Source organism: Massilia sp. LXY-6 (assembly GCF_051233485.1).
GTDB lineage: Bacteria > Pseudomonadota > Gammaproteobacteria > Burkholderiales > Burkholderiaceae_D > Telluria.
Genome location: NZ_JBKFGF010000003.1, coordinates 15,755 through 40,272 on the forward strand (window position 1 = coordinate 15,755; position 24,518 = coordinate 40,272).

Sequence of the window (24,518 nt, forward strand, 5' to 3'; positions counted from 1 at the left end):
CCGAAAGTGGTCATTCTATGCGCAAATACACAAGCTGGATCGCGGCTGAGAAAAAATAGATTTTCCGGCAAAAAAGCGACGATTCTTTTCCGAATTCCACAATTTCCGTGTGGAACTTCGCTTAAAACTTGGCGCGCACGCCGAACACCAGGTTGCGGCCCGGCAGCGGCGAAATGTCCTTCAGCAGCGAAGTCGACAGGCGGATGTCCTGGTTCAGCAGGTTCTTCGCCAGCAGGAACCAGGTCAGGTCGGTCTTCGCCAGCTTCTGGGTGTACGAGAAGTTGGCGTCGACCAGGTTGTAGGCCGGCGTCGGCGTGTTCTCGAAGGCGGCCAGGCGGTCCTGGCCGCGCGCATGGGTCCACGACAGCCCGGCGCGCCAGTCGGCCTGGCGGTAGCCGATGCTGGCGCCGATGCGGTCGGCCGGTTGCAGCGGCAGGTTGTCGCCGCTGTCGAGCTTGCCACGCGAACCGTCGGCGAACAGGCGGCCGTTCCAGCCCATGCCCGTCTGGTTCCAGGTCAGTTCGGCTTCCGCACCCTGGATGTGGGCCGGGGCCTGCTGGAACAGGCGCTGGCGGAACCCGCCACCGGCATTGCCTTCCTCGTCGAGGCTGAGGCCGGTGATGTGGCCGTAGATGAAGTCGGACACATTGTTGCGGAACAGGTTCGCCTTCCAGCGCAGCAGGCCGGTGTCCTTCTGCAGCGAGAGTTCGATGTTGCGCGAGACTTCTTTCTTGAGCCTGGCGTCGCCGACGTCGAAGGTCTGGGTGGCGTCGTGCGGGCCGCCCGAGTACAGCTCGTCGGTGGACGGCGCGCGCTGGGCGTACGACACCGTGGCGCCGGCGCTGTAGCCCTTCATGAACGGCCACAGCGCGCCGACCGAGCCGGAGCCCAGGTTGAAGCTGCGCTCGATATTGCCGACCGGTTCGCGGCGCACGTTCTCGTAGCGCGCGCCGGCGTTCAGGCGCACCGGGCCGATGCTGGTTTCCTCGACCAGGAAGGCCGCGCTCGAGGTCGAGTGCGTGACCGGGACCGTGTCCGGACCGCCCGCCGCCGAGAGCGCCGAGAAGTGCGTGTTCTCGGTCTGCACGCCGAAGGTGCCGTGCAGGTTATGCAGGCCGCTGAGGGGCTTGTGGGTCAGCTCCAGGCGCGATTCGAAGGAGCGGTTGGTGAAGATCACTTCGGGTGCCAGGTCTTCGCCCAGCTCGGCATGGCGGTAGTCGGTGAAGCCGGCCTTGAAACGCGCCGATTCGAAACCGGTGAAGGGTTCGTGCACCAGGCTGTCGAGGTCGTAGCGGTTCTGGTGCTGGTCGATGCGCGAGCCTTGCGCGCTCGGGATGCCGTAGTTGTTCGACAGGTGGTTCGCCGAGAGGCCCACGTAGCCCCAGTCGCGGATGTAGGAGGCGCCGGCGCCGATGCTGCGCTCGCGGGTGTCGCTGTCCGGCAGGCGGCCGCTCGCGCTGGACGGGTCGCCCAGCACGCGGTTGCCGGGAATCTTGTAGTCGTTGGTGTCGCGCCAGTTGCCGTCGATGTGCATGCCGACGTGGCCGACCGCGCCATCCATCGTGCCGGACAGGTTGCGGCCGTTGTCGACGCTGCTGTAGCGGGTTTCGACCTGGCCGGTGGGCTTGTCTTCGAGCGCGGTCGGGATGCGTTCGTTGACGACGTTGACCAGGCCGCCGATCGCGCCGGAGCCATAGAGCAGGGCGGCGGGGCCGCGCAGGATCTCGATCTGGCGCGCCACCGCGCCTTCGGAGGCGACCGCGTGGTCGTTCGACAAGCCGGACACGTCCGAGGTCGCCATGCCGTTTTCCAGCATCTTGACGCGTGAACCTTCCATGCCGCGGATGATCGGGCGCGAGGCGCCGGCGCCGAAGGCCGAGGCCGACACGCCGAGTTCGTTCTGCAGGGTCTCGCCGAGCGAGCTGCCGACCTTGTCGCGCAGTTCGTCGCCGGCCAGCACCTTGGCCGGGGTCAGGATCTGGTCGCCTTCGGCGTTGCGCAGCGGGTTGGCGGTCACGATGACCTGCTGGACCTTGCCTTCACTGACAACCTGGCCGCCGTCGGGGGTGCTTTGCGCCTGCGCAAAGGCTGGGGAATAGGCGAGCAGGATCGCGCTGGCGACCAGCGTCGGTTGAATCTTTTTCATTGTTGAAAACCTCGAGCAAATGGATAACGGTTCGCGCCGCCGCGGCGGATGCCGGGCAGGGCGGGTCAAGCGATGCGGCGTTATCAGGCTCGGGGCGGGCCGCGCTGCTGGAACGGGCAGGCCGTCAGCAGGCAGATGCCGGGTGTCGGTGCGAGGCTGGGAACTGCGTACGCGAGCTCGGCGGGAATGAATTGACGGAGCGTCGCCGGCAGCGCGAAGGCGACCTGGGCGCTGGCGGCGCACTGGCCGCACTGCTCGTGCAGGCCCGGCTTGGATTGCTTGCCGCCGGGGCTGTTTGCAGTCTGCCGGGTCAGCGATTCCCGGGCATCGGTCCAGTGCGAGTAGGCATGGCCGAGCGACAGCTGCTGGGAAACGAGCAGCAGCAGCGACAGTAAAACATGGACCAGGCTACGTGACATTTCGCTATTGTACAAAAAAAACCGGCCCGCAGGCCGGTTCTTGGACGACAGGAGCGCCTTGCTCAGTCGCGGTTGCCGAAGCCGATGCCCAGCAACTGCAGCAGGGCGGTGAAGATGTTGTACAGGTCCAGGTAGATCGACAGGGTGGCGCTGATGTAGTTGGTTTCGCCGCCGTTGATGACGCGCTGGACGTCATAGATCAGCCAGGCCGAGAAGATACCCATCGCCAGCACCAGCACGACCAGCTGCAGCGCCGCCAGGTGCAGGAAGATGTTGGCCACCGAGGCCAGGATCAGCACGATGGTGCCGGCGAACAGCCAGCTGCCCATGCCCGAGAAGTCGCGCTTGGACACGGTCGCCACGGTCGCCATTGCGGCGAACACGGCCGCCGTGCCGCCGAAGGCGCCCATGATCAGGGCGCCGCCGTTGGCGAAGCCCAGCGTGTAGCGCAGCAGCGGGGTCAGCATCAGGCCCATGAAGAAGGTGAAGCCGAGCAGCACCGGCACGCCGGCCGCCGAGTTCTTGGTCTTCTCGATCGCGAAGATGAAGCCGAAGGCGACCGCGAAGAACAGCAGGAAACCGAGGCCGCCACTCATGATCGGCAGGCGCGCCTGGATGCCGATGAAGGCGCCCAGCACGGTCGGGATCATCGACAGCGCGAGCAGCCAGTAGGTGTTGCGCAGCACGCGATGGCGCACGGCCCGGCTGGCCGAGACGTCATAAGTTTTCTGCAGGTTGGGAATCATATTGCCTCCGGTGATGAACTTCGAGTCGTATCCGATATGGGGACATTCCCCGTCCGTTAAAGGTCCGTTAAGACCCCGTTAAGGCTCCGTCAAGGCGCGGGAATGGACGAGTATTTATGTCCGACACTGTATCACCTGCGATGGCGGCCTCGCAATATCGGCCGGCCTGCGGATGTATGGTAAAATCGAAGGTTGATTGAGTTCTGAAGTTCTCGATTTAAACCTTTCTTTTTATTGGAGTTTTTACATGGCAATCGAACGCACCCTGTCGATCATCAAGCCCGATGCAGTTGCAAAAAACGTGATCGGCCAAATCTATAGCCGTTTCGAAGGCGCTGGCCTGAAGATCGTCGCTGCGCGCATGACCCAGCTGTCGCAAGCCGAAGCCGAAGGCTTCTACGCCGTGCACGCTGCACGTCCTTTCTTCAAGGACCTGGTCAACTTCATGATCTCGGGTCCGGTCATGATCCAGGTGCTGGAAGGCGAGAACGCGATTGCCAAACACCGTGACCTGATGGGCGCGACCGATCCGAAGAAGGCCGAGAAGGGCACCATCCGCGCCGACTTCGCCGATTCGATCGACGCCAACGCCGTGCACGGTTCGGACGCTGCCGAAACCGCTGCCGTCGAAATCGCCTACTTCTTCCCGGCGCTGAACGTCTACTCGCGTTGATCAAGGCCGCGAATCACGGCCGCGGCCCCCGCGCAGGCGGGGGTCCAAGTTGTAATGATGCGAAATTTTTTCTCGCTTAGCGGGTCTGCTGCGTTAAGCTGCAAACCTGCCGCAATACCCCGCTCGCCCATGCTCCCGGAGCCCGGCGGGCGGAACTTATTTTAAAGATACAGGATTCAACGATGGCAACTCTCACCAACCTGCTGGACTTCGATCCCGCGCAGCTCGTCGCCTACTGTGCCGAGTTGGGGGAGAAGCCGTTCCGCGCCAAGCAGCTGCAGCGCTGGATCCACCAGTTCGGCGTGTCGAATTTCGACGACATGACCGACCTTGCCAAGTCGCTGCGCGAAAAGCTCAGGACCCGGGCCGAAGTCCGCGCGCCCGCCATCATCAGCGACCATACGTCGAGCGACGGCACCCGCAAGTGGCTGGTCGACGTCGGCAACGGCAACGCGGTCGAGACCGTGTTCATCCCGGAAGAGACGCGCGGCACCCTGTGCATCAGCACCCAGGCCGGCTGCGCCGTCAACTGCCGCTTCTGCTCGACCGGCAAGCAGGGCTTCAACCGCAACCTGAGCGTGGCCGAGATCATCGGCCAGCTGTGGATGGCCGAGTTCGAGCTGCGCAAGACGAAAGGCATCGAAGGCGGCCCGAAGGGCGAGCGCCAGATCACCAACGTGGTGATGATGGGCATGGGCGAGCCGCTGCTGAACTTCGAGCCGACCGTCACCGCGCTCAAGCTGATGCTGGACGATAACGCCTACGGCCTGTCGCGCCGCCGCGTGACCGTCTCGACCTCGGGCGTGGTGCCGAACATGGACAAGCTGAGCCAGGAGTGCCCGGTGGCCCTGGCCGTCTCGCTGCACGGCTCGAACGACCCGCTGCGCGACATGCTGGTCCCGCTGAACAAGAAATACCCGCTGCGCGAGCTGATGGCCGCGTGCAGGCGCTACCTGGAGTTCGCGCCGCGCGACTTCATCACCTTCGAATACTGCATGCTCGACGGCGTCAACGACACCGACGAGCACGCGCGCGAACTGGTCGCCCTGGTCAACGACCCGGTCGTGGGCGTCTCGTGCAAGTTCAACCTGATTCCGTTCAACCCGTTCCCGGAATCCGGCCTGGTGCGCTCCAAGAACCCGCGCATCAAGGCCTTCGCCCAGGTCCTGATGGATGCCGGCCTCGTCACCACGATTCGCAAGACCCGCGGCGACGACATCGACGCCGCCTGCGGCCAGCTGGCCGGCGAGGTCAAGGACCGGACCCGCGTCAACGAGCGGATGAGCAAGATGGCCGAATACCAGCAGAAGTTCGGCCCGAATTTCGGCAAGATCGTGGAGATCCCTTCTTGAAGCCGGTCCTGGCCGGATTTGCCGGCGCTTGTGCCGCTGCGTGTGCATCGATCCTGCTGGCCGGCTGCGCCGGTGCGGGCCGGGATGCGCCGCGCGAACTCAAGACGGCTTCCGACCAGACCCCCACCGAAAAGCGCGCCCAGATCCGCCTGCAGCTGGCGGTCGGCTACTACCAGGACCGTAAGTACGAGATCGCGCTGGACGAGGTCAAGCAGGCGATCGCCGCCGCGCCCGACTATGCCGACGCCTACGGCTTCCGCGCCCTGATCTACAGCGCGATGGGCGAGAACGAACTGGCCGACGAGAACTACCGGCATGCGCTGCGCCTGGCGCCGCACAATCCCGACCTGGCCAACAACTACGGGATGTTCCTGTGCGATGCCGGCGGCAAGCCGGTCCAGGCGATGGGCTATTTCGAGGCGGCGCTGAAGAACCCGCAGTACGGTTCGCCGGCCAAGGCCCTCACGAATGCCGGCAACTGCAGCCTGAAACTGAAGAATGTCGACGCGGCCGAGCGCTACCTGCTCCAGGCCCTGCGTTACGAACCCGAGCTGCCGGCCATCCAGGCCGGTCTGGCGCGGGTCTATTTCGAGCGGCGCGACTACCCCCGCGCCGGGTTTTTCATCAACCGCCTGACGGAGGCAGCGAAACGCGATGCGCTGTCGGCCGACGTGCTGTGGCTGGCCATCCGGGTCAAGCACATGCTGAGCGACCGGACCACGGAAGCGACCCTCGCGGCACAGCTGCGCAAGCGCTTCCCCGGCTCGCCCGAATACGCGGCGTTCGAGCGCGGTGCATTTAACGAGTGAGATGACGACGATGAGTTCCGAGCGTGCAGAAGAGCCGATGACGCCGGCCAGCCAGCATGAGATCCCGGGCAAGGTGCTGGCCGCCCAGCGCGAAGTGATGGGCTGGACGGTGGAGCAGGTGGCCGACCAGCTGAAACTGGCGGTGCGCCAGGTGGTGGCGCTGGAGGCGGGCGACTATGCATCCCTGCCGAGTCCGGCCGTGACGCGTGGTTTCGTGCGCGCCTATGCCAAGCTGATGAAACTCGATCCGGCGCCGCTGGTGGCCCGGATCGCGATCGACACGCCGGGGGCGGCCGAAGCCGCGGCCACCACGGTGCGCCGCCCGAGCCCGGCCTCGTTCTCGCAGGCGAAATTCCCCTCGCACGGCAAGCGCTCCTCGCTGCCGCTGGGCTGGATCGCCGCCGCCGTGGTGGTCGTTGCCGCCGCCGGCGCGGCCTGGAAATTCGGCGTGCTGCCGGGCAGCCATGGCGAATCGACCGCGGCGGCCCCGGCCGCCTCGAACGGCGCCTCGCCCGAAGCCGCCCACGGCAGCTCGACCGAGACCCTGCAGAATCCGGCGGTGCCGCTGATTTCGGTACCGGGCGCGGCCAGCGCGCCGGCGCCCGGCCCGGTCGTGAACATGCCGGCCACCACCGCCACCGGCGCGCCGCCGACGGCGGTGCCGGCCGCACCGGCCAGCCCGGTGACCAGCCAGGGGCAGGCCGCCCAGCCGGCCGCCGCCGCCACGCAGCCCGCCGGCGCCGGGGCCAACGCGCTGGTGCTGAACGTGCGCGAGGATTCCTGGGTCGAAGTACGTCCGGCCAAGGGCGGCGCGCCGCTGATCTCGCGCCTGGTCAAGGCCGGCAGTACCGAGACTTTTGCCGTCGACCAGCCGGTGCGCCTCACCGTCGGCAATCCCGGCGGCGTGAGCGCGACCCTGCGCGGCGCCGCGGTGACGCTGCCGCAGGTGCCGGGCAAGACGATCGCGCGCGTGAATCTGCAATAAGCGTGCAATAACGACTCAAACGAACACACCATGACTCTTTCGAATATGTCCGCCGACCCGATCCCGTCCGGCCCGCTGGCGCGCCGCGCCAGCCGCGGCGTGCTGGTCCAGCACGGCCAGCGCAAGGTATGGGTGGGTGGCGACGCCCCCGTCGTCGTGCAGTCGATGACGAATACCGATACCGCCGACGTGATCGGCACCGCGATCCAGGTCAAGGAACTGGCCCGCGCCGGTTCCGAGATCGTCCGCATCACGGTCAACACGCCGGAAGCGGCGGCCGCCGTGCCGGCCATCCGCGAGCAGCTCGACAAGATGGAGGTCGACGTCCCGCTGGTCGGCGATTTCCACTATAACGGCCACCTGCTGCTGCGCGACTATCCGGAATGCGCGCAGGCGCTGTCGAAATACCGCATCAACCCGGGCAACGTCGGGCAGGGCGCCAAGCGCGACACCCAGTTCGCCCAGATGATCGAAACCGCCATCAGGTACGGCAAGCCGGTGCGCATCGGCGTCAACTGGGGCAGCCTGGACCAGTCGCTGCTGGCCCGCATCATGGACGAGAACGCGTCCCGCGCGCAGCCCTGGAGCGCCCAGGCCGTGATGTACGAAGCCCTGATCACCTCGGCGATCGAGAACGCCCAGCGCGCCGAGGAGATCGGCCTGGGACGCGACCAGATCGTCCTGTCGTGCAAGGTGTCCGGCGTGCAGGACCTGATCGCGGTCTACCGCGAGCTGGCCAAGCGCTGCGACTACGCGCTGCACCTGGGCCTGACCGAAGCCGGCATGGGCAGCAAGGGCATCGTCGCCTCGACCGCGGCCTTGTCCGTGCTGCTGCAGGAAGGCATCGGCGATACCATCCGCATCTCGCTGACCCCGGAACCGGGTGGCGACCGCACCAAGGAAGTCGTGGTGGGCCAGGAAATCCTGCAGACCATGGGCCTGCGCAAGTTCACGCCGATGGTGATCGCCTGCCCGGGCTGCGGCCGCACGACCTCGACCGTGTTCCAGGAACTGGCCGACAACATCCAGACCTTCCTGCGCGAGCAGATGCCGGAATGGAAGAAGACCTATCCGGGCGTGGAAGCCATGAACGTGGCCGTGATGGGCTGCATCGTCAACGGTCCGGGCGAATCGAAGCACGCGAACATCGGCATCTCGCTGCCCGGCACCGGGGAGTCCCCGGCCGCGCCGGTGTTCGTGGATGGCCAGAAGTTCGCTACACTGCGGGGCGAGCGGATCGTGGATGAGTTCAAGACGATCGTGCTGAATTACGTGCAGAAGAATTACGGTCGCGAACCTGCCGTATCGTGACGGGAATGGTGGGCACGTGGTGCCCACCCTACGCAATAACCCATAACGTAGGGTGGGCACCCCGTGCCCACGTTACGCAGCAAGAGCAAAGAAAATGTCCGACAAAAAAGAGAAATTCAGTGCCATCAAAGGCATGAACGACATCCTCCCGGCCGACGCGCCGCTGTGGGAGCTGTTCGAAAACACCGCCGAGTCCGTGCTGAAGAGCTACGGCTACCAGAAGATCGTCACCCCGATCGTCGAGGAAACCGGCCTGTTTGCGCGCGCCATCGGCGCCGTCACCGACATCGTCGAGAAGGAGATGTATTCCTTCACCGATTCGATGAACGGCGACCAGCTGACCCTGCGCCCGGAAGGCACGGCCGGCGTGGTGCGCGCCGTGGTCGAGCACAACCTGGCCTACGACGGCCCGAAGCGCCTGTGGTACAAGGGCCCGATGTTCCGCCACGAGCGTCCGCAGCGCGGCCGCTACCGCCAGTTCTTCCAGTTCGGCGCCGAAGCGATCGGCTTTGCCGGTCCGGACATCGACGCCGAGCTGATCATGCTGTGCCGCCGCCTGTGGGACGACCTGGGCCTGGACAACATCCGCCTCGAACTGAACTCGATCGGTAACGCGGAAGAGCGCCAGCGCCACCGCGCCGACCTGATCGCCTATTTCGAAGCCAACGCCGAGGTGCTCGACGCCGAAGCCAAGCGCCGCCTGCACGCCAATCCGCTGCGCATCCTGGACACCAAGAATCCGGCGATGCAGGACCTGGTCAACGCCGCGCCCAAGCTGCTGGATTACCTGGGCGGCGAGTCGCTGGCCCACTTCGAGGGCCTGAAGCAGATCCTCGACGCCAGCAACGTCCAGTACACCGTCAACCCGCGCCTGGTGCGCGGCCTGGATTACTACAACCGCACCGTGTTCGAGTGGGTCACCGACGAGCTGGGCGCGCAGGGCACCGTGTGCGCCGGTGGCCGCTACGACCCGCTGATCGAGACCTTCGGCGGCAAGCCGACCCCGGGCATCGGTTTCGCGATGGGTATCGAGCGCCTGATCGAGCTGATGAAGGGCCAGGGAGAACCGGCCGCGCCGAGCCAGTGCGACGTCTACATGGTGCACCAGGGCGAGGAAGCCCAGCTGAAAGCCTTCATCCTGGCCGAGCGCATCCGCGATGCCGGCCTGGACGTGGTCCTGCACTGCGCCACCCCGCAGGGTCCGGGCAGCTTCAAGAGCCAGATGAAGAAGGCCGACGGTTCCGGCGCTGCGTTCGCCGTGATCATCGGCGAGGACGAGGTCAAGAACGAGGTGGTGGCGGTGAAGTCGCTGCGCGAGGCCGAAGGCGGAGCCCAGCAGACCAGCGTCGCCTTCGACGAGGCGGTCGACTACATCGTCGACCAGGTCATCGGCGGCGGCGACTGCGGCCCCGACTGCGACGAGCACGGCCACCATCACCATCCATAATTCCCAACTAGAATAGAAAAGACGTCCATGGCATACGATCTCGAAGAACAGGAACAGATAGCCAATTTCAAGGCCTTCTGGAACCGCTTTGGCAACTTGATCAGCTGGGTGCTGATCATCGCGCTCGGCAGCTACGCCGGCTACAACTTCTGGAACTCGCACCAGCGCGGCAAGGCCGCCGAAGCCTCGGCCCTGTACGACAGCCTGACGAACGCCGCGCAGGCGAACGACAACGCGAAGGTCCAGCGCATGGCCGCCGACATCGAAAGCAAGTACGACAGCACCGCCTACGCGCAGATGGCCGCGCTGGCCGCCGCCAAGACCGCGTTCGACGCCAACGACCTGAAGGCCGCCCGCGCCCAGCTGCAGTGGGTGGTCGACCATGGCAACGACGAGTACAAGGCGATCGCGCGCCTGCGCCTGTCCGGCGTGCTGCTCGACGAAAAAGCCTACGACCAGGCGCTGGCGCTGCTGAACGGCGACTTCCTGCCGCAGTTCGCCGCCGAGGTGCAGGACCGCAAGGGCGACGTGCTGGTGGCGCAGAACAAGCTGCCGGAAGCCCGCACCGCCTACCAGGCCGCGCTCGACAAGATGGACAAGAAGCACCCGGGCCGCCAGATCGTGCAGATCAAGCTGGAAGCCATCGGTGGTACGGTGCCGGCTCAGAAAGCCGCTGCGTAATTCCCGTCGCTTGTAGACATTCGAAGAATAAGGCAAGAAGAATATGCGTATTACCCGCAAGCTCGTTGGTGTCGGTGTCCTCGCCCTGATGACGGGCTGCTCGACGATTAGTTCGCTGAACCCGTTCGCATCCAAGCCGAAGGGCAACCTGCCGGCGCCGCTGGTCGACCTGAAAGGGTCGATGGCGGTGCGCACCGCCTGGAAGCTGGAAGTCGGCAAGTCCCGCAACTACCAGTTCACCCCCGCGCTGGCCGGCAATACCGTGGTCGTGGCCGGCGGTGACGGCACCCTCGTGCGTGCGGAAGCCGCCAGCGGCCGCCAGCTGTGGCGCGTCAAGGCCGGCATGATTCTTACCGCCGGTGTCGGCACCGACGGCAACCTGATCGTGGTCGGCGCCGAGAAGGGCCAGCTGCTGGCCTTCGACATGGACGGCAAGCAGATCTGGAAGACCCAGCTGTCGAGCGAGATCTTGTCCTCGCCGGTGGTGGGGCAGGGCGTCGTGGTGGCGCGCAGCGTCGACAACCGCATCGTCGGCATCGACGCCGCGACCGGCCAGAAGAAATGGACCGTGCAGCGCGCCGCGCCGCCGCTGACCCTGCGCCTGGCGCCGGGCATGGTGGTGCACGACAGGGACGTGATCGTGGCCCAGCCGGGCGGCAAGCTGATGTCGCTGATCCTGGCGACCGGCGCGCCGCGCTGGGAGGTCGAAGTCGGCGTCGCGCGCGGTGCCACCGAACTGGAGCGCGTGACCGACATCGGCGGCTACCCGGCAGTGTTCGAGGACGAGGTCTGCGCCGTGTCCTACCAGGGCCGTGCCGGCTGCTGGGACCTGCTGAACGGCAGCCCGCGCTGGACCCGCGACATCTCGTCGGAAGGCGGCGTGGCGGTCGACCAGCGCTTCGTCTTCGTGGCCGACGACAAGGGCGCGGTCTACGCCTACAATCGCGACACCGGCACCAGCGCCTGGAAGAACGACAAGCTGGCCTTCCGCCGCCTCTCGACCCCGGTCTCCTACGGCCGCGCGGTCGCGGTCGGCGACTACCAGGGCTACGTGCACTTCCTGTCGCGCGAGGACGGGGCCTTCCTGGCCCGTGCCGCCACCGACGGCAGTGCGATCAGCTCGACCCCGCTGGTGGCGGGCTCGAACCTGATTTTTCAAACACAAAACGGAACCGTGACAGCGATCGCGGTGGAATAAGATACTTACATGAAGCCGGTAATTGCACTCGTAGGACGTCCCAACGTCGGGAAGTCCACCCTATTCAACCGCATGACCCGCTCGCGTGACGCGCTGGTGGCGGACCTGCCCGGCCTGACGCGTGACCGTCACTACGGCGAGGGCCGCATGGGCGAACGCCCCTTCCTGGTGATCGACACCGGCGGTTTCGAACCGGTCGCCAAGGAAGGCATCATGCACGAGATGGCGCTGCAGACGAAGCAGGCCGTGGCCGAAGCCGACGTCGTGATGTTCATCGTCGACGGCCGCCAGGGCCTGACTCCGCACGACAAGACCATCACCGACTTCCTGCGCAAGTCGGGCCGCAAGGTCATGCTGGTCGTAAACAAGAGCGAGGGCATGAAGTACACCAGCGTCACCGCCGAGTTCTACGAGCTCGGCATGGGCGACCCGTACGTGATCTCGGCCGCCCACGGCGACGGCGTGCTCGACCTCGTCAACGAGGCGGTCGACCAGGCCGCGACCCTGCGTCCGCAGGAAGAGGCGGAATTCGATCCGGCCGACTACGGGGTCAAGATCGCCCTGATCGGCCGCCCGAACGTCGGCAAGTCCACGCTGATCAACACCCTGGTCGGCGAGCAGCGCGTGATCGCCTTCGACATGCCCGGCACCACCCGCGATTCGATCGAGGTGCCGTTCGAGAAGGGCGGCAAGCACTACACCCTGATCGATACCGCCGGCATCCGCCGCCGCGGCAAGGTGTTCGAAGCGGTCGAGAAGTTCTCGGTCGTGAAGACCCTGCAGTCGATCTCGGAGGCCAACGTGGTCGTCCTGATGCTGGATGCCCAGGCGGACATTGCCGAGTCGGATGCCCACATTGCCGGCTTCATCCTGGAGTCCGGGCGTGCGCTGGTGGTCGCCGTCAACAAGTGGGACGGCCTGACCTCCGACCAGCGCGACCAGGTCAAGAACGACATCGACCGCAAGCTCGACTTCCTGTCCTTCGCCGAGACCAAGTTCATCTCGGCGCTGAAGGGCACCGGCATCAATCACCTGATGAAGGCGATCGACACGGCCTATGCCGCCGCCACCGCCAAGCTGTCGACCCCGCGCCTGACGCGCGCGCTGCAGGAGGCGGTCGAGAAGCAGGAACCGAAGCGCAAGGGCAGTACCCGTCCGAAGATGCGCTATGCCCACCAGGGCGGCCAGAACCCGCCCATCATCGTCATCCACGGCAATGCCCTGGATGGCATCACGGAGCCGTACAAGCGCTACCTGGAGAAGCATTTCCGCGAGACCTTCGACCTGATCGGCACGCCGCTGCGGATCGAACTGCGCAGCGGTAAAAACCCGTTTGCAAAAGACCAGTCTTAAGGCTGCTCTAACGGTAGCAGTACGACAAAAAACGCCAAAACAGGTTACAGTAGCCGCGGGACATCATTCACAAGCTGAGAATGTTGGCCCGAGCACTTGAAAACCGGCGTAGCGCCTCAATTTTTATACGACAACAACATTACGGAGCTGTTATGAGCAACAAAGGGCAACTGTTACAAGACCCATTCCTCAACGCCTTGCGCAAGGAACACGTCCCCGTCTCCATCTACCTGGTCAACGGGATCAAGCTCCAGGGGCACATCGAATCGTTCGACCAATACGTGGTTCTGCTCCGTAACACCGTCACCCAGATGGTCTACAAGCATGCTATTTCCACCGTCGTCCCGGCACGTGCCGTCAACCTCAACCTCGAACAAGAAGCCGAGTGAGGTCGATGGCTGACGTTTCCGGCAACACCATGCGCGCAGCATTGGTCGGTATCGACTTCGGCATTGGCGATTTCAAAGCCAGCCTGGAAGAACTGGCGCTGCTGGCGCGTTCCGCCGGAGCGGATCCGATCACCACGATCACCGCAAAACGCAATAGTCCCGATCCTGCACATTTCGTCGGCAGCGGCAAGGCCGACGAAATCGGCCAGGCCTGCCTGGCCGAGCGGATCGAGATCGTCATCTTCAACCACGCCTTGTCGCCCGCCCAGCAGCGTAACCTGGAGCGGAAGCTGAATGTGCGGGTGGTCGACCGCACCAGCCTGATCCTCGACATCTTCGCCCAGCGCGCCCAGAGCCACGAGGGCAAGCTGCAGGTCGAGCTGGCCCAGCTGCAGCACCTGGCCACGCGCCTGATCCGCGGCTGGACCCACCTGGAACGCCAGAAGGGCGGTATCGGCCTGCGCGGTCCCGGCGAAACCCAGCTCGAGACTGACCGCCGCCTGATCGGCGAGCGCGTCAAGATGCTGCGCGCCCGCCTGGCCAAGCTGCGCAAGCAGCATGAAACCCAGCGCCGCTCGCGCGGCCGCAACCAGACTTTCTCGGTGTCGCTGGTCGGCTATACCAACGCCGGCAAGTCGACCCTGTTCAACACCCTGACCAAGGCCGGGGTGTACGTCGCGAACCAGCTGTTCGCGACCCTGGACACCACCAGCCGCCGCCTTTACCTTGGCCAGGAAACCGGCAACGTGGTGGTCTCCGATACGGTTGGTTTCGTGCGCGAACTGCCGCACCAGCTGGTGGCGGCCTTTCGCGCCACGCTGGAAGAAACCATCCATGCCGACCTGCTGCTGCACGTGGTCGACGGTTCGTCGCCGGTGCGCATGGAGCAGATCGAGCAGGTCAACGAGGTGCTGCGCGAAATCGGCGCAGACCACATCCCGCAGATCCTGGTCTGGAACAAGATCGATGCGGCCGGGCTGGAGCCCGGGGTGGAACGTGATGAATATGATAAAATCAGCCGCGTTTTTATCAGCGCCCATAGTGGCGCAGGCCTGGACCTGCTGCGCGACGCGATCGTCGAGGCGGCTGGAACCGAGCCCGGTACGACGCATGCCTACGAGCAGGACGGTGAAGATCCCGGCTTTGCGCACGACGTGCAGGCCGGGACGGCTGAGAATATTCCGAATTCCACCCATGTGGGACCACACTAGCCTATGCTCGTTTCACTTTTCAGACGTCTCGGCATCACCCTGTCATTGAATGACCCCAACTGGGGCAACAGCCATCAACCCGGCGACAAGCCCAAGGCCCAGCAGGGCAAGGGCTCCGGCAACGACGGTCCGCCCGACCTCGACCAGCTCTGGCGCGACTTCAACCAGCGCCTGAACCGCCTGTTCGGCAAGCGCGGCGGCGATGGCGGCGGCTACCGTCCGGATGCGCGCGGCGTCGGCGTCACCGCATCCGTGGTCGGCGCGATCCTCCTCCTGATCTGGCTCGCCAGCGGCGCCTTCATCGTGCCGGAAGGGCAGGTCGGCCTGGTCACCACGTTCGGCGAGCTGTCGCACAAGACCGGCGCCGGGTTCAACTGGCGCTGGCCGGCGCCGTTCCAGGCCCACGAGACGGTCAACGTCGCCCAGGTCCAGACCGCCGAGATCGGCTACCGCGCCAATGTGCGCAACAAGCAGCCGAACGAAGCGCTGATGCTGACCAAGGACGAGAACATCGTCGACGTCCAGTTTTCCGTGCAGTACAAGGTCACCGATCCGGTCGCCTGGGTTTTCAATAACCGCGGCCAGGTCGAGACCGTGCGCGACGCCGCCGAGACCGCCGTGCGCGAACTGGTCGGCCGCGCCGGCATGGACGCGCTGCTGGCCGAAGGCCGCGACAAGCTCGCCGCCGAAGCCCAGCGCATGATCCAGCGGATGGTCGACGGCTACAAGCTGGGCGCCGCCGTCACCGGCGTGACCGTGCAGTCGCTGGCCGCCCCCGAGCAGGTCGCCGGCGCCTTCGAGGAAACCGTCAAGGCCCAGGAAGACCGGGCCCGCGCGCGCAGCGAAGCGCAAGCCTATGCGGACGACATCATCCCGCAGGCGAAAGGCAAGGCGGCGCGCCTGGTCCAGGACGCCGAGGCTTACCGCGCAAGCGCCGTGAACACCGCGGAAGGCAATGCCGCCCGTTTCAACCAGGTCGTGGCCGAGTACGCGAAAGCGCCGGGCGTCACCCGCGACCGCATGTACCTGGACACCATGCAGCAAATCTTCTCCAGCACCAGCAAGGTCATGGTCGACGCCAAGACCTCCAACCAGATCTATCTGCCGCTCGACCGCATGCTGAGCCAGTCGGTCGCCAACGAGGCGGCGATGGGCAGCCGTTCCGGCCCGGTCGTGCCGGCGCCGCAAGCCCCGCAGGCGGGCGCGCAGTCCGGCCAGCCGCAGCAAAGCCAGCCGCAGAACCAGCCGCAAGTCCAGGCCGCGCCGGTGCAGGATTCGCATCCGCCGCTCGAATCGGTCCGCAAGGTCGATCCGCGCAGCCGCGATTCCTCGCGTGAAAGGGAGACCCGCTGATGCGCCGCCTGATATCGATCGCGCTCGGGGCGGCCGTCGTCCTGTCATTGGTGGCCTCGAGCATGTTCGTGGTCGACCAGCACCGTTATGCCGCGGTCTATGCCCTCGGCGAACTGCGCGAAGTGATCAAGGAGCCGGGCCTGCACTTCAAGCTGCCGTCGCCGTTCCAGAACGTGGTCTACCTCGACAAGCGCCTGCAGACCCTCGATACCGCCGATGGCGATCGCTTCCTGACCGCCGAAAAGAAGGGCCTGCTGGTCGATGCCTTCGTTAAATGGCGCATCAATGATCCGCAGCAGTACCTGGTGGCGATCGGCGGCAGCAGTGCCGATCGCAGCGCCGATCGCGGCGCCGAGCGCCTGGCCCAGGTGGTGCAGGTCGCGCTGAACGCCGAGATCGGCGCGCGCAAGGTGAGCGATGTCCTGTCCGGCCAGCGCGAGCAACTGGCCGCCGCCCTGCGCGGGCGCGTCGCCGCCGGCACCCGCCAGCTGGGCGTCGAGATCGTCGACGTACGCATCAAGCGCGTCGACTTCACGGCCCAGGTCAGCAACGCGGTGTACGAACGCATGAAGGCGGAGCGCCTGCGCGTGGCCAACGAGACCCGCTCGAGCGGCATCGCCGAAGCCGACGGCATCCGCGCCGATGCCGAACGCCAGCGCAGCGTGATCCTGGCGGAAGGCTTCCGCGACGCCGAGACCATCAAGGGCGAGGGCGATGCGAAAGCGACCCAGATCTACGCCCAGTCGTTCGGCAAGAACCCCGAGTTCTACCGTTTCTACCGTTCGCTGGAAGCCTACCGCGCCACCTTCAAGAGCCGCAGCGACGTGCTGGTGCTGGATTCGAACTCGGAATTCTTCAAGTATTTCAAGAGTCCGGGAACCGGCAAGTAATCAACTTCTGCGCCAATCCCGACCGGTTTTCGGTTAAAATCGTCGATTCGGCGCAGAGTGCGCGTGCAAAGCTGCGCGCATTGTCTTCGTCCTGTTGTCCAATCTTTAATAACTCCCGAAGCTTTGCCCATGCCTACCTGGCTATTGCCCGAGAATATCGCCGACGTCTTGCCGTCCGAAGCCCGCAAGATCGAGGAACTGCGCCGCCTCATGCTCGACACCTTCCGCACCTACGGATATGAGCTGGTGATGCCGCCGATGCTCGAGTACGTCGAATCGCTGCTTGCCGGTGCAGGACAGGATACCGACTCCAAGACCTTCAAGCTGGTCGACTCGATGAGCGGCCGCCTGCTCGGCCTGCGCGCCGACATGACCACCCAGGTGGCCCGCATCGACGCGCACCTGCTGAACCGCGACAGCGTTACCCGCCTGTGCTACGCCGGCACCGTGCTGCACACCCGCCCGTCCGGCCTGCACGCCACCCGCGAGCAGCTGCAGATCGGCGCCGAGATCTACGGCCACGCCGGCCTCGAAGCCGACGCCGAGATCCAGGAACTGGCGCTGGCCTCGCTGGCGCTGGCCGGCTTCGAACAGCCGCGCCTGGACCTGTCGCACGCCGGCGTGCTGCGCGCGATCCTGGACGAAGACGCGGCCGCCAGACGCGACGAGCAGCTGCTGCACGGCCTGCTGAAGTCGAAGGACATCCCGGGCCTGGAAGAGGCCTCCGTACACTATGCCGCCGCGACCCGTGCCGCCCTGCTGGCGCTGCCGAACCTCTACGGCGACGTCGACGTGCTGGCCCGCGCCCGGGAAACGCTGCCGGCGCTGCCGGGCATCGCGCGCGCGCTGGCGGAACTGGCCGCGCTGGCCGGATCGGTCATGGGACGCGCCGAAGTCGCGATCGACCTGGCCGACCTGCGCGGCTACCAGTACGAGAGCGGCGCCATGTTCGCGCTCTACGTGCCGGGCCTGCCGAACGCGGTGGCGCGCGGCGGCCGCTACGACCACGTCGGCGAAGCCTTCGGACGCGCGCGTCCGGCCACCGGCTTCTCGCTCGACCTGCGCGAACTGGCGCGGCTGCTGCCGACCGCCAGCCGCAAGCACTCCATCCGTGCCCCGTGGGGCAACGCGCCGGAGCTGCGCGAAAAAATCGCTGACCTGCGCAAGGCAGGCGAAGTCGTGATCCAGTCCATGCCGGGTCACGAGAATGTACAGGACGAGTTCGAGTGCGACCGCGTGCTCGTCCTCGAACAAGGAAATTGGATTCTCAAAAACTTAGGTTAAGTGATGTCAAATACTGCTAAGAACGTCGTTGTCATCGGCACCCAGTGGGGCGATGAAGGCAAGGGTAAGATCGTCGACTGGCTGACCGACCATGCCGCCGGCGTGGTGCGTTTCCAGGGCGGCCACAACGCCGGCCACACGCTGGTGATCAATGGCCAGAAGACCGCCCTCCAGCTGATCCCGTCGGGCATCATGCGCGAAGGCGTGGCCTGCTACATCGGCAACGGCGTCGTGGTGTCGGTGCCGGACGTGATGCGCGAGATCGACAAGCTGCAAGCCGCCGGCATCGAAGTCGCGTCGCGCCTGAAGATCTCGGAAGCCTGCCCGGTCATCCTGCCGTACCACGTCGCCATCGACGTGGCCCGCGAGGCTGCGCGCGGCGTCAACAAGATCGGCACCACCGGCAAGGGCATCGGCCCGGCCTACGAAGACAAGGTGGCACGCCGCGCGATCCGCATCGCCGACATGCTCAACGAGACCCGCTTCGCCGAAAAGCTGCGTGAGAACCTGGACTACCACAACTTCGTGCTGACCGGTTACCTGAAAGCCCAGGCAATCGACTTCCAGAAGACCTTCGACGACGCGATGGCGCTGGTCCCGCGCCTGCGCCCGATGGTCGGCGACGTTTCGTCAAGCCTGTACGCGGCGCATAAAGCCGGCGGCAGCCTGCTGTTCGAAGGCGCGCAGGGCTCGCTGCTGGACGTCGACCACGGCACCTATCCGTTCGTGACCTCGTCGAACTGCGTGGCCGGCAACGCCGCCGCCGGTTCGGGCGTCGGCCCGGGCATGCTGCACTACATCATGGGCATCACCAAGGCCTACACGACCCGCGTGGGTTCGGGCCCGTTCCCGTCCGAACTGCCGACCGACGCCGGCGTCGGTGAGCACCTGTCGCGCGTGGGCCACGAGTTCGGCACCGTGACCGGCCGTGCGCGCCGCTGCGGCTGGTTCGACGCCGCGCTGCTGCGCCGCTCGGTCCAGATCAACGGCGTGACCGGCATGTGCCTGACCAAGCTGGACGTGCTGGACGGCATCGAGTCCCTGAAGCTGTGCACCGGCTACAAGATCGACGGCCGTGACGTCGACATCTTCCCGGTCGGCGCGGAAGAGGCGGCTGCCTGCGTGCCGGTCTACGAAGAAATGCCGGGCTGGAAGGAAAGCACCGTCGGCGCCAAGTCCATGGACGAACTGCCGGCCAATGCCCGCGCTTACATCAAGCGCATCGAAGAACTGGTCGGTGTCCCGATCGACATGGTGTCGACCGGTCCGGACCGCGTAGAAACCATCGTGCTGCGTCACCCGTTTGCCGCATAAGAAAAACAAGGAAGTCCGAACTATGAATACCCCTGCATCGACCGACAAGGACCTGTGGGTCTCCTGGGACGAGTACAACCGCCTGGTCGAGCGCCTCGCGCTGCAAGTCTACGAATCGAACTGGAAGTTCGACATGGTGCTGTGCCTGGCGCGCGGCGGCGTGCGCCCGGGCGACGTGATCTCGCGCATCTTCGACGTGCCGCTGGCGATCCTGTCGACCAGCTCCTACCGCGAAGAAGCCGGCACCAAGCAGGGCAACCTGGACATCGCCAAGTACATGACGATGACCAAGGGCCCGCTGGCCGGCCGCATCCTGCTGGTCGACGACCTAGCCGACTCCGGCGTGACCCTGATGAAAGTGCGCGAGCACCTGAAGGAGAACTACGCCGACGTCACCGAAGTGCGCTCGGCCGTCATCTGGGTCAAGGGCACCTCAAGCTTCAAGCCGGACTACCACCTGGAAGACCTGCCGCACAACCCGTGGATCCACCAGCCGTTCGAGGATTACGACGGCCTGCGCCCGCACCAGCTGTCGGCCTGGCTGAAGAAGTTCGAGCAAAACTGATTTGTCAGTCGTCGTTCCCGACACTGTCGGAAACGACTCCCGCGCAGGCGGGGACCCAAGTAAAAATCGGGGCTTGCCCCGATTTTTTTTCGCCTCAGTTCTTGTGCCGGCTGAACCGATATCCCTGGTCGCACATCGACGCCAGGGCGAGGATCAGGCCGGAGCCGGCAAGGATCAGCACGACACCGCCCGTGGAATGCGTCGCCGACTGTGCCACCATCGACAGGGCCCACAGCGGGGCCAGGCCGCCGGCGATCGCGGTCCCGATCTCGCGCGCGGTGCCGACCCCGGTGGAGCGGCTCTGCACCGAAAACTGCCGGCTCAGGTAGGAACCCTGCGGCGCGAACATCATCGGCGCCAGCACGCCGGTGCCGAGGATGAGGGCCAGGTAGATCAGCGAATGCTGGCCGCTGTCCAGCAGTGCCATGAACGGGTAAGCGAACAATGCCGACAGGATGCCGCCGACGATCAGCAGATTCTTGCTGCTGTATTTGTCGCACAGCCATCCGAACGTGGGCACGGCGACGATCGCCACCAGGCTCGCCAGCGTGACCGACAGCGAGGTGACGTTCGCGGACACTCCCTTGAACTGGGTGAGGTAGGCCAGCGAGAAGGTCTTGAAAATATAGCTGAGGGCGTTGTAGCCGATCGCCACGAAGAACACCACGCCCAGGCCCTTCAGGTTCGTGCTGAACAATTCCTTGAATGGGGCCTTGGGGGCATGGCTCTCTTTCGCCTGATGGAATTCCGGCGTCTCGGGCAGCTGCTTGCGGACCCACAGGCCGACCATGACCAGCACCGCGCTGAACAGGAAGGGAATGCGCCAGCCGCCGGCCAGCAGGAACTTGTCGCCGCCGAGCGTCAGCAGGTACACCGTCATCGAGGACAGCAGCAGGCCGAGGTTCAGGCCGAGCGCCGGCCAGGCGCCCTGGCGGCCGCGTTTCTGCTCCGTCGCGTGTTCATAGGACGTGACGGCGGCCCCGGCCAGTTCCGCGCCGGCGCCCAGGCCCTGCACGATACGGATGGCGACCAGCAGGAACGGCGCCCAGAAGCCGATCACGGCATACGAAGGAATCAGGCCGATGGCGGTGGTGCACAGCCCCATCAACAAGAAAGTCACGTACAGCATCTTCTTGCGGCCGAAGCGGTCGCCGAAATAGCCGAACAACATGCCGCCGATGGGACGTGCGACGAAGCCGATGGCAAAGGTGGAAAACGCTTTCATCGAGGCGCTCGACGGGTCCGAGGAATCGAAGAACACCTTGCTGAACACGATCGAGGCCATCGTCGCGTACAGGTAAAAGTCATACCACTCCAGCATGGAGCCGACGATGGTCGCGGCCGCCACTTTCTTCAGCCGCCTGGCCATCTGTTCCGGTGTTTCCCAATCGGGTTTGCGGATATCCATGAAGTCTCCTGATCTTGGTTTGTTTTTGAATGGTTGTCGAGCGCAGGTTCGGCAGGCGCCCGGGTCTGCCCGGGTTTGCCCGCTTATTGGCGCGGAAGGACCTCGCGCACGATGTATTCGGCAATCGCCATCGAGGATGTCGCGCCCGGCGACGGGGCGTTGCGGATGTGCGTGATGTTGCCCTGGCGGCGGATGACGAAATCGTCCACCAGCGCGCCGTCGTTCTGCATGGCCTGCGCCCGGATGCCGCGTACCGCCGGGGTGACACCCACATCGGCCAGCGAGGGCACGTACTTGGCCGCCTCGCGCACGAATACCGACTCGCTCAGCACCGTCTTCAGTTCGCGCAGCGTGGCCGGCACGTTGCGCGACGCAAATTTCCAGAAGCCGGGATAGGTCAAGAAATCGGCGACGTCGCGCAGGCTGAAGCGGCTGCCATCGTAGTTCTCCCGGCCCATGGAAATGAAGGCGTTCGGCCCGATGGTCATCTGGCCGTCGATGCGCTTGGTGAAATGCACGCCCAGGAAGGGGAAGCGCGGGTCGGGTACGGGATAGATCAGTCCCTTGACGTGCGATTTGAACGCCTCGTCGATGACGTAATACTGGCCGAAGAAGGGCACGATCCTGGGCGTGGCCTCGTCGCCGGAGCGCATCGCAAGACGATCGGACTGCAGGCCGGAGCAGGCGACGGCATAGTCGAAATGCTCGGGATGCACTTCTCCGCCCTCGAGTTCCACATGGATCAGGTTGCCGCGTTCGATCAGCCGGGACACCGGTGCGTTCAGACGGACCGCCCCGCCTTTCTCTTCGATCTCGCGGGCGATGCGCCGGGCGATCTCCCCATAACTGACGATCGCGGTATGCGGCGAATGCAGCGCGCGGATGCCGATGCAATTCGGCTCGATCTCGCGCAATTCGTCCTGGTCGACCAGGCGGATGCCCGGGACCCCATTGGCGAGCGATTTCTTGTAGATGGCGTCCAGGCGCGGCAATTCATCCTTCTCCAGCGCCACCACCACCTTGCCGCACTCGTCGTAGGGAATGGCGTGTTCAGTACAGTAGTCCTTGACCAGTTCCACGCCGCGCCGGCACAGGCGCGCCTTCAGGCCTCCCGGCTCGTAATACAGGCCGGCATGCACGACACCCGAGTTGTGGCTCGACTGGTGCTGCGCAACCGCGGCTTCCTTTTCAAATACGGTAACCGCCGCGTCCGGATTGTCCAGCAACAGTTGCCGGGCAACGGACAGTCCGTTGATCCCGCCGCCGATGACGGCATAGCGTTTCCTGCTCATTTCCGTGCTCATGCACACCCCTTTACTCGCCCCAGTCGGGGTAACAGGGCACATCTTAATGATCGGAATATCAAATAAAAGCGAAAAATTTAAGATAAACTTGTTTCGATAAAGGAAACAAGAAAGACACATGACGCTCAAGCAACTGGAAGCCTTCTATTGGGCCGCGACCTGCGCCAATTTCGCCATTGCCGCGGAGCGCCTGCATCTGTCGGTGTCCTCGCTGTCGAAGCGGATCGCCGAACTCGAAGAATCGCTGGGGCAGCCGCTGTTCAACCGCAGCGGGCACCGCGCAGTGCTGACCGAGGCCGGACAAGGTCTGCTGCCGCGGGCGCTGGAGCTGCTCGATGGCGCGGCCGCCATCCGCAATGCCTTCGCACCGGGCGCGGGCCTGGTCGGGCGCTGCGTGTTCGGCGTGGGGGAGCTGAGCGCAATGACCTGGCTGCCGCGCTTCATTGCGCAGGTACGCGCCCAGTACCCGAAGCTGGTGCTGGAACCCTATGTCGACGTCGGGGCGGTGCTGGAAACGCGGGTCGACAACGGCGAACTGGATTTTGCGATCGTCGCCGGCCGCTCGTCACGGCAGACCGTCCTGTCGCAGCCGATCACGCAGGCACAGTTCGTATGGATGGCGGCGCCGGCGCTGGCGGAGCGCTACCCCGACCTGCGCGGCATGCTGCGCGACCGGCAGCCGATCATTGCGCTTCCGCCGGGGGCCGGGACCACGCGCCTGATCGACGATTGGCTGCTGGCGCACGGGATCGCCTCGGTCGAGCGCATCGGCTGCAACAACTGGGGCGCCATCGCCGGCATGCTGATCGCTTCGGTCGGCGTCGGCATCCTGCCCGAGGGGTGGGCCAGGAAACTGGTGCGCGAGAAGCTCTTGTGCATCCTGGCGGACGAGCACGCGCTGACCCCGCTCACGTACTCCTTCCAGTGGCGCCGTGGCGATTCGCGCCCGCTCGTCAGCCAGATGCTGGGCCAGGCAGCCAGCGTGGCCGACTTCTACGCGGATGCGCGCTTGCCCCTGCTCGTCTGAGCCCCAGGCCCATGCCGATCGGTTAAGATTGCCATATACAACTCAACCGACCCATGACCCAAAGCTTCTTCCAGACCTTCATCCTGCTCCTGCTCGTCACCGACCCCTTCGGCAACGTGCCGCTGTTCGTCACCGCCCTGAAAGACGTCGACCCGCTCCGCCGGCCGCGTATCGTGCTGCGCGAGTGCGCGATCGCGTTCCTGCTGCTGCTGGTCTTCATGTTCTTCGGCCGCCACTTCCTGGCGGCGCTGCAGCTGACCGACATCTCGCTGCGCATTGGCGGCAGCGTGATCCTCCTGATCATCGCGATCCGCATGATCTTCCCGCATCCGGACGGCGTGCTCGGCCGCAGCGAAGGCGGCGAGCCCTTCATCGTGCCACTGGCGATTCCCGCGCTGGCGGGGCCGTCGGCGCTGGCGACCGTGCTGCTGTTCACCTCGAACAACCTGGAAGACGTGATGATCCACGTGGCCGCGCTGGCCGCCGTCGGCCTGGTCTGGCTGGCCGTGTTCCTGGCGGCCGAGCGGCTGCAGAAGGCCCTCGGCGCCCAGGTCATGACGGCCTTCGAGCGCCTGATGGGCCTGATCCTGACCGCGATGTCGATCGAGATGCTGCTCGGCGGCGTGCGCTCCTTCGTCAAGACCCTTTAATCC

23 protein-coding genes are annotated in these 24,518 nt (G+C 65.4%); 18 read left to right on the forward strand and 5 right to left on the reverse strand.

What is annotated here, in order from left to right; translation table 11 throughout:
- Nucleotides 1-121: 121 nt before the first annotated feature.
- The 3 genes from ACI48D_RS01645 to ACI48D_RS01655 all read right to left on the reverse strand — a co-directional run bounded on the left by ACI48D_RS01645 (nucleotide 122) and on the right by ACI48D_RS01655 (nucleotide 3,311).
- Nucleotides 122-2,146, reverse strand: a complete 2,025-nt coding sequence (locus ACI48D_RS01645) for a TonB-dependent receptor (RefSeq protein WP_435569470.1) — start codon at nucleotides 2,144-2,146, stop codon at nucleotides 122-124.
- Nucleotides 2,147-2,229: 83 nt separating this feature from the next.
- Nucleotides 2,230-2,565 (reverse strand): hypothetical protein, encoded by a 336-nt coding sequence (locus ACI48D_RS01650; RefSeq protein WP_435569471.1) that lies wholly within the window; start codon nucleotides 2,563-2,565, stop codon nucleotides 2,230-2,232.
- A 62-nt stretch (nucleotides 2,566-2,627) separates the two neighbouring features.
- Nucleotides 2,628-3,311 (reverse strand): Bax inhibitor-1/YccA family protein, encoded by a 684-nt coding sequence (locus ACI48D_RS01655; RefSeq protein WP_435569472.1) that lies wholly within the window; start codon nucleotides 3,309-3,311, stop codon nucleotides 2,628-2,630.
- Between the two features lie 247 nt (nucleotides 3,312-3,558).
- Between ACI48D_RS01655 and ndk the strand changes: the two genes are divergently transcribed.
- From ndk to ACI48D_RS01735, 16 genes are all read left to right on the forward strand, one after another.
- A complete protein-coding gene (gene ndk, locus ACI48D_RS01660; protein WP_435569473.1) occupies nucleotides 3,559-3,984 on the forward strand; it encodes a nucleoside-diphosphate kinase in 426 nt (141 codons plus the stop codon).
- 182 nt (nucleotides 3,985-4,166) lie between these two features.
- Complete coding sequence (gene rlmN / locus ACI48D_RS01665; protein WP_435569474.1) at nucleotides 4,167-5,336, forward strand: 23S rRNA (adenine(2503)-C(2))-methyltransferase RlmN; 1,170 nt, start codon at nucleotides 4,167-4,169, stop codon at nucleotides 5,334-5,336.
- Nucleotides 5,333-6,145 carry a type IV pilus biogenesis/stability protein PilW gene (gene pilW / locus ACI48D_RS01670; protein ID WP_435569475.1) on the forward strand — a complete coding sequence of 271 codons (813 nt, stop codon included), beginning with the start codon at nucleotides 5,333-5,335 and terminating at the stop codon, nucleotides 6,143-6,145. Before rlmN ends, pilW begins: the two co-directional genes overlap by 4 nt.
- 1 nt (nucleotide 6,146) lies before the next feature.
- Nucleotides 6,147-7,130 carry a helix-turn-helix domain-containing protein gene (locus ACI48D_RS01675; RefSeq protein ID WP_435569476.1) on the forward strand — a complete coding sequence of 328 codons (984 nt, stop codon included), beginning with the start codon at nucleotides 6,147-6,149 and terminating at the stop codon, nucleotides 7,128-7,130.
- Nucleotides 7,131-7,175: 45 nt separating this feature from the next.
- Nucleotides 7,176-8,441 carry a flavodoxin-dependent (E)-4-hydroxy-3-methylbut-2-enyl-diphosphate synthase gene (gene ispG / locus ACI48D_RS01680; protein WP_435569629.1) on the forward strand — a complete coding sequence of 422 codons (1,266 nt, stop codon included), beginning with the start codon at nucleotides 7,176-7,178 and terminating at the stop codon, nucleotides 8,439-8,441.
- Nucleotides 8,442-8,535: 94 nt separating this feature from the next.
- The gene (hisS, locus tag ACI48D_RS01685; protein ID WP_435569477.1) at nucleotides 8,536-9,888 is read left to right on the forward strand and encodes a histidine--tRNA ligase; all 1,353 of its coding nucleotides are present in this window, start codon (nucleotides 8,536-8,538) and stop codon (nucleotides 9,886-9,888) included.
- A 27-nt stretch (nucleotides 9,889-9,915) separates the two neighbouring features.
- Entirely contained in the window at nucleotides 9,916-10,569 is a 654-nt protein-coding gene (locus ACI48D_RS01690) for a YfgM family protein (protein ID WP_435569478.1), read from the forward strand.
- A 43-nt stretch (nucleotides 10,570-10,612) separates the two neighbouring features.
- Entirely contained in the window at nucleotides 10,613-11,767 is a 1,155-nt protein-coding gene (gene bamB, locus ACI48D_RS01695; protein WP_435569479.1) for an outer membrane protein assembly factor BamB, read from the forward strand.
- 9 nt (nucleotides 11,768-11,776) lie between these two features.
- Nucleotides 11,777-13,120: a ribosome biogenesis GTPase Der gene (gene der, locus ACI48D_RS01700; protein WP_435569480.1), complete on the forward strand. Its 1,344-nt coding sequence runs from the start codon at nucleotides 11,777-11,779 to the stop codon at nucleotides 13,118-13,120.
- Between the two features lie 152 nt (nucleotides 13,121-13,272).
- A complete protein-coding gene (hfq, locus tag ACI48D_RS01705; protein WP_258809657.1) occupies nucleotides 13,273-13,509 on the forward strand; it encodes an RNA chaperone Hfq in 237 nt (78 codons plus the stop codon).
- 29 nt (nucleotides 13,510-13,538) lie between these two features.
- Complete coding sequence (hflX, locus tag ACI48D_RS01710) at nucleotides 13,539-14,720, forward strand: GTPase HflX (protein ID WP_435569630.1); 1,182 nt, start codon at nucleotides 13,539-13,541, stop codon at nucleotides 14,718-14,720.
- Between the two features lie 45 nt (nucleotides 14,721-14,765).
- On the forward strand, nucleotides 14,766-16,073 hold the full coding sequence (gene hflK, locus ACI48D_RS01715) for an FtsH protease activity modulator HflK (RefSeq protein WP_435569481.1): 1,308 nt from the start codon (nucleotides 14,766-14,768) through the stop codon (nucleotides 16,071-16,073).
- The gene (gene hflC, locus ACI48D_RS01720) at nucleotides 16,073-16,963 is read left to right on the forward strand and encodes a protease modulator HflC (protein WP_435569482.1); all 891 of its coding nucleotides are present in this window, start codon (nucleotides 16,073-16,075) and stop codon (nucleotides 16,961-16,963) included. Before hflK ends, hflC begins: the two co-directional genes overlap by 1 nt.
- Nucleotides 16,964-17,092: 129 nt before the next feature.
- Nucleotides 17,093-18,247 carry an ATP phosphoribosyltransferase regulatory subunit gene (locus ACI48D_RS01725; RefSeq protein ID WP_435569483.1) on the forward strand — a complete coding sequence of 385 codons (1,155 nt, stop codon included), beginning with the start codon at nucleotides 17,093-17,095 and terminating at the stop codon, nucleotides 18,245-18,247.
- A 3-nt stretch (nucleotides 18,248-18,250) separates the two neighbouring features.
- Entirely contained in the window at nucleotides 18,251-19,561 is a 1,311-nt protein-coding gene (locus ACI48D_RS01730; RefSeq protein ID WP_435569484.1) for an adenylosuccinate synthase, read from the forward strand.
- A gap of 22 nt (nucleotides 19,562-19,583) precedes the next feature.
- Complete coding sequence (locus tag ACI48D_RS01735) at nucleotides 19,584-20,126, forward strand: phosphoribosyltransferase (RefSeq protein WP_435569485.1); 543 nt, start codon at nucleotides 19,584-19,586, stop codon at nucleotides 20,124-20,126.
- Between the two features lie 94 nt (nucleotides 20,127-20,220).
- Here the strand turns inward: ACI48D_RS01735 and ACI48D_RS01740 are convergent, their stop codons facing one another.
- Together ACI48D_RS01740 and lhgO are read right to left on the reverse strand one after the other, a co-directional pair.
- Nucleotides 20,221-21,534 (reverse strand): MFS transporter, encoded by a 1,314-nt coding sequence (locus tag ACI48D_RS01740; protein WP_435569486.1) that lies wholly within the window; start codon nucleotides 21,532-21,534, stop codon nucleotides 20,221-20,223.
- Between the two features lie 83 nt (nucleotides 21,535-21,617).
- Nucleotides 21,618-22,826 (reverse strand): L-2-hydroxyglutarate oxidase, encoded by a 1,209-nt coding sequence (gene lhgO, locus ACI48D_RS01745; protein WP_435569487.1) that lies wholly within the window; start codon nucleotides 22,824-22,826, stop codon nucleotides 21,618-21,620.
- Between the two features lie 130 nt (nucleotides 22,827-22,956).
- Between lhgO and ACI48D_RS01750 the strand changes: the two genes are divergently transcribed.
- Together ACI48D_RS01750 and ACI48D_RS01755 are read left to right on the forward strand one after the other, a co-directional pair.
- A complete protein-coding gene (locus ACI48D_RS01750; RefSeq protein WP_435569488.1) occupies nucleotides 22,957-23,865 on the forward strand; it encodes a LysR family transcriptional regulator in 909 nt (302 codons plus the stop codon).
- A gap of 53 nt (nucleotides 23,866-23,918) precedes the next feature.
- Nucleotides 23,919-24,515 carry a MarC family protein gene (locus tag ACI48D_RS01755; RefSeq protein ID WP_435569489.1) on the forward strand — a complete coding sequence of 199 codons (597 nt, stop codon included), beginning with the start codon at nucleotides 23,919-23,921 and terminating at the stop codon, nucleotides 24,513-24,515.
- The last annotated feature ends 3 nt before the right edge of the window (nucleotides 24,516-24,518 follow it).

Bases quoted from the DNA above. Each gene is read 5' to 3' on its own strand.
- ACI48D_RS01645 (WP_435569470.1), bottom strand. From the start codon at position 2,146: ATGAAAAAGATTCAACCGACGCTGGTCGCCAGCGCGATCCTGCTCGCC.
- ACI48D_RS01650 (WP_435569471.1), bottom strand. From the start codon at position 2,565: ATGTCACGTAGCCTGGTCCATGTTTTACTGTCGCTGCTGCTGCTCGTT.
- ACI48D_RS01655 (WP_435569472.1), bottom strand. From the start codon at position 3,311: ATGATTCCCAACCTGCAGAAAACTTATGACGTCTCGGCCAGCCGGGCC.
- ndk (WP_435569473.1), top strand. From the start codon at position 3,559: ATGGCAATCGAACGCACCCTGTCGATCATCAAGCCCGATGCAGTTGCA.
- rlmN (WP_435569474.1), top strand. From the start codon at position 4,167: ATGGCAACTCTCACCAACCTGCTGGACTTCGATCCCGCGCAGCTCGTC.
- ACI48D_RS01675 (WP_435569476.1), top strand. From the start codon at position 6,147: ATGACGACGATGAGTTCCGAGCGTGCAGAAGAGCCGATGACGCCGGCC.
- ispG (WP_435569629.1), top strand. From the start codon at position 7,176: ATGTCCGCCGACCCGATCCCGTCCGGCCCGCTGGCGCGCCGCGCCAGC.
- hisS (WP_435569477.1), top strand. From the start codon at position 8,536: ATGTCCGACAAAAAAGAGAAATTCAGTGCCATCAAAGGCATGAACGAC.
- ACI48D_RS01690 (WP_435569478.1), top strand. From the start codon at position 9,916: ATGGCATACGATCTCGAAGAACAGGAACAGATAGCCAATTTCAAGGCC.
- bamB (WP_435569479.1), top strand. From the start codon at position 10,613: ATGCGTATTACCCGCAAGCTCGTTGGTGTCGGTGTCCTCGCCCTGATG.
- der (WP_435569480.1), top strand. From the start codon at position 11,777: ATGAAGCCGGTAATTGCACTCGTAGGACGTCCCAACGTCGGGAAGTCC.
- hfq (WP_258809657.1), top strand. From the start codon at position 13,273: ATGAGCAACAAAGGGCAACTGTTACAAGACCCATTCCTCAACGCCTTG.
- hflX (WP_435569630.1), top strand. From the start codon at position 13,539: ATGCGCGCAGCATTGGTCGGTATCGACTTCGGCATTGGCGATTTCAAA.
- hflC (WP_435569482.1), top strand. From the start codon at position 16,073: ATGCGCCGCCTGATATCGATCGCGCTCGGGGCGGCCGTCGTCCTGTCA.
- ACI48D_RS01725 (WP_435569483.1), top strand. From the start codon at position 17,093: ATGCCTACCTGGCTATTGCCCGAGAATATCGCCGACGTCTTGCCGTCC.
- ACI48D_RS01730 (WP_435569484.1), top strand. From the start codon at position 18,251: ATGTCAAATACTGCTAAGAACGTCGTTGTCATCGGCACCCAGTGGGGC.
- ACI48D_RS01735 (WP_435569485.1), top strand. From the start codon at position 19,584: ATGAATACCCCTGCATCGACCGACAAGGACCTGTGGGTCTCCTGGGAC.
- ACI48D_RS01740 (WP_435569486.1), bottom strand. From the start codon at position 21,534: ATGGATATCCGCAAACCCGATTGGGAAACACCGGAACAGATGGCCAGG.
- lhgO (WP_435569487.1), bottom strand. From the start codon at position 22,826: ATGAGCAGGAAACGCTATGCCGTCATCGGCGGCGGGATCAACGGACTG.
- ACI48D_RS01750 (WP_435569488.1), top strand. From the start codon at position 22,957: ATGACGCTCAAGCAACTGGAAGCCTTCTATTGGGCCGCGACCTGCGCC.
- ACI48D_RS01755 (WP_435569489.1), top strand. From the start codon at position 23,919: ATGACCCAAAGCTTCTTCCAGACCTTCATCCTGCTCCTGCTCGTCACC.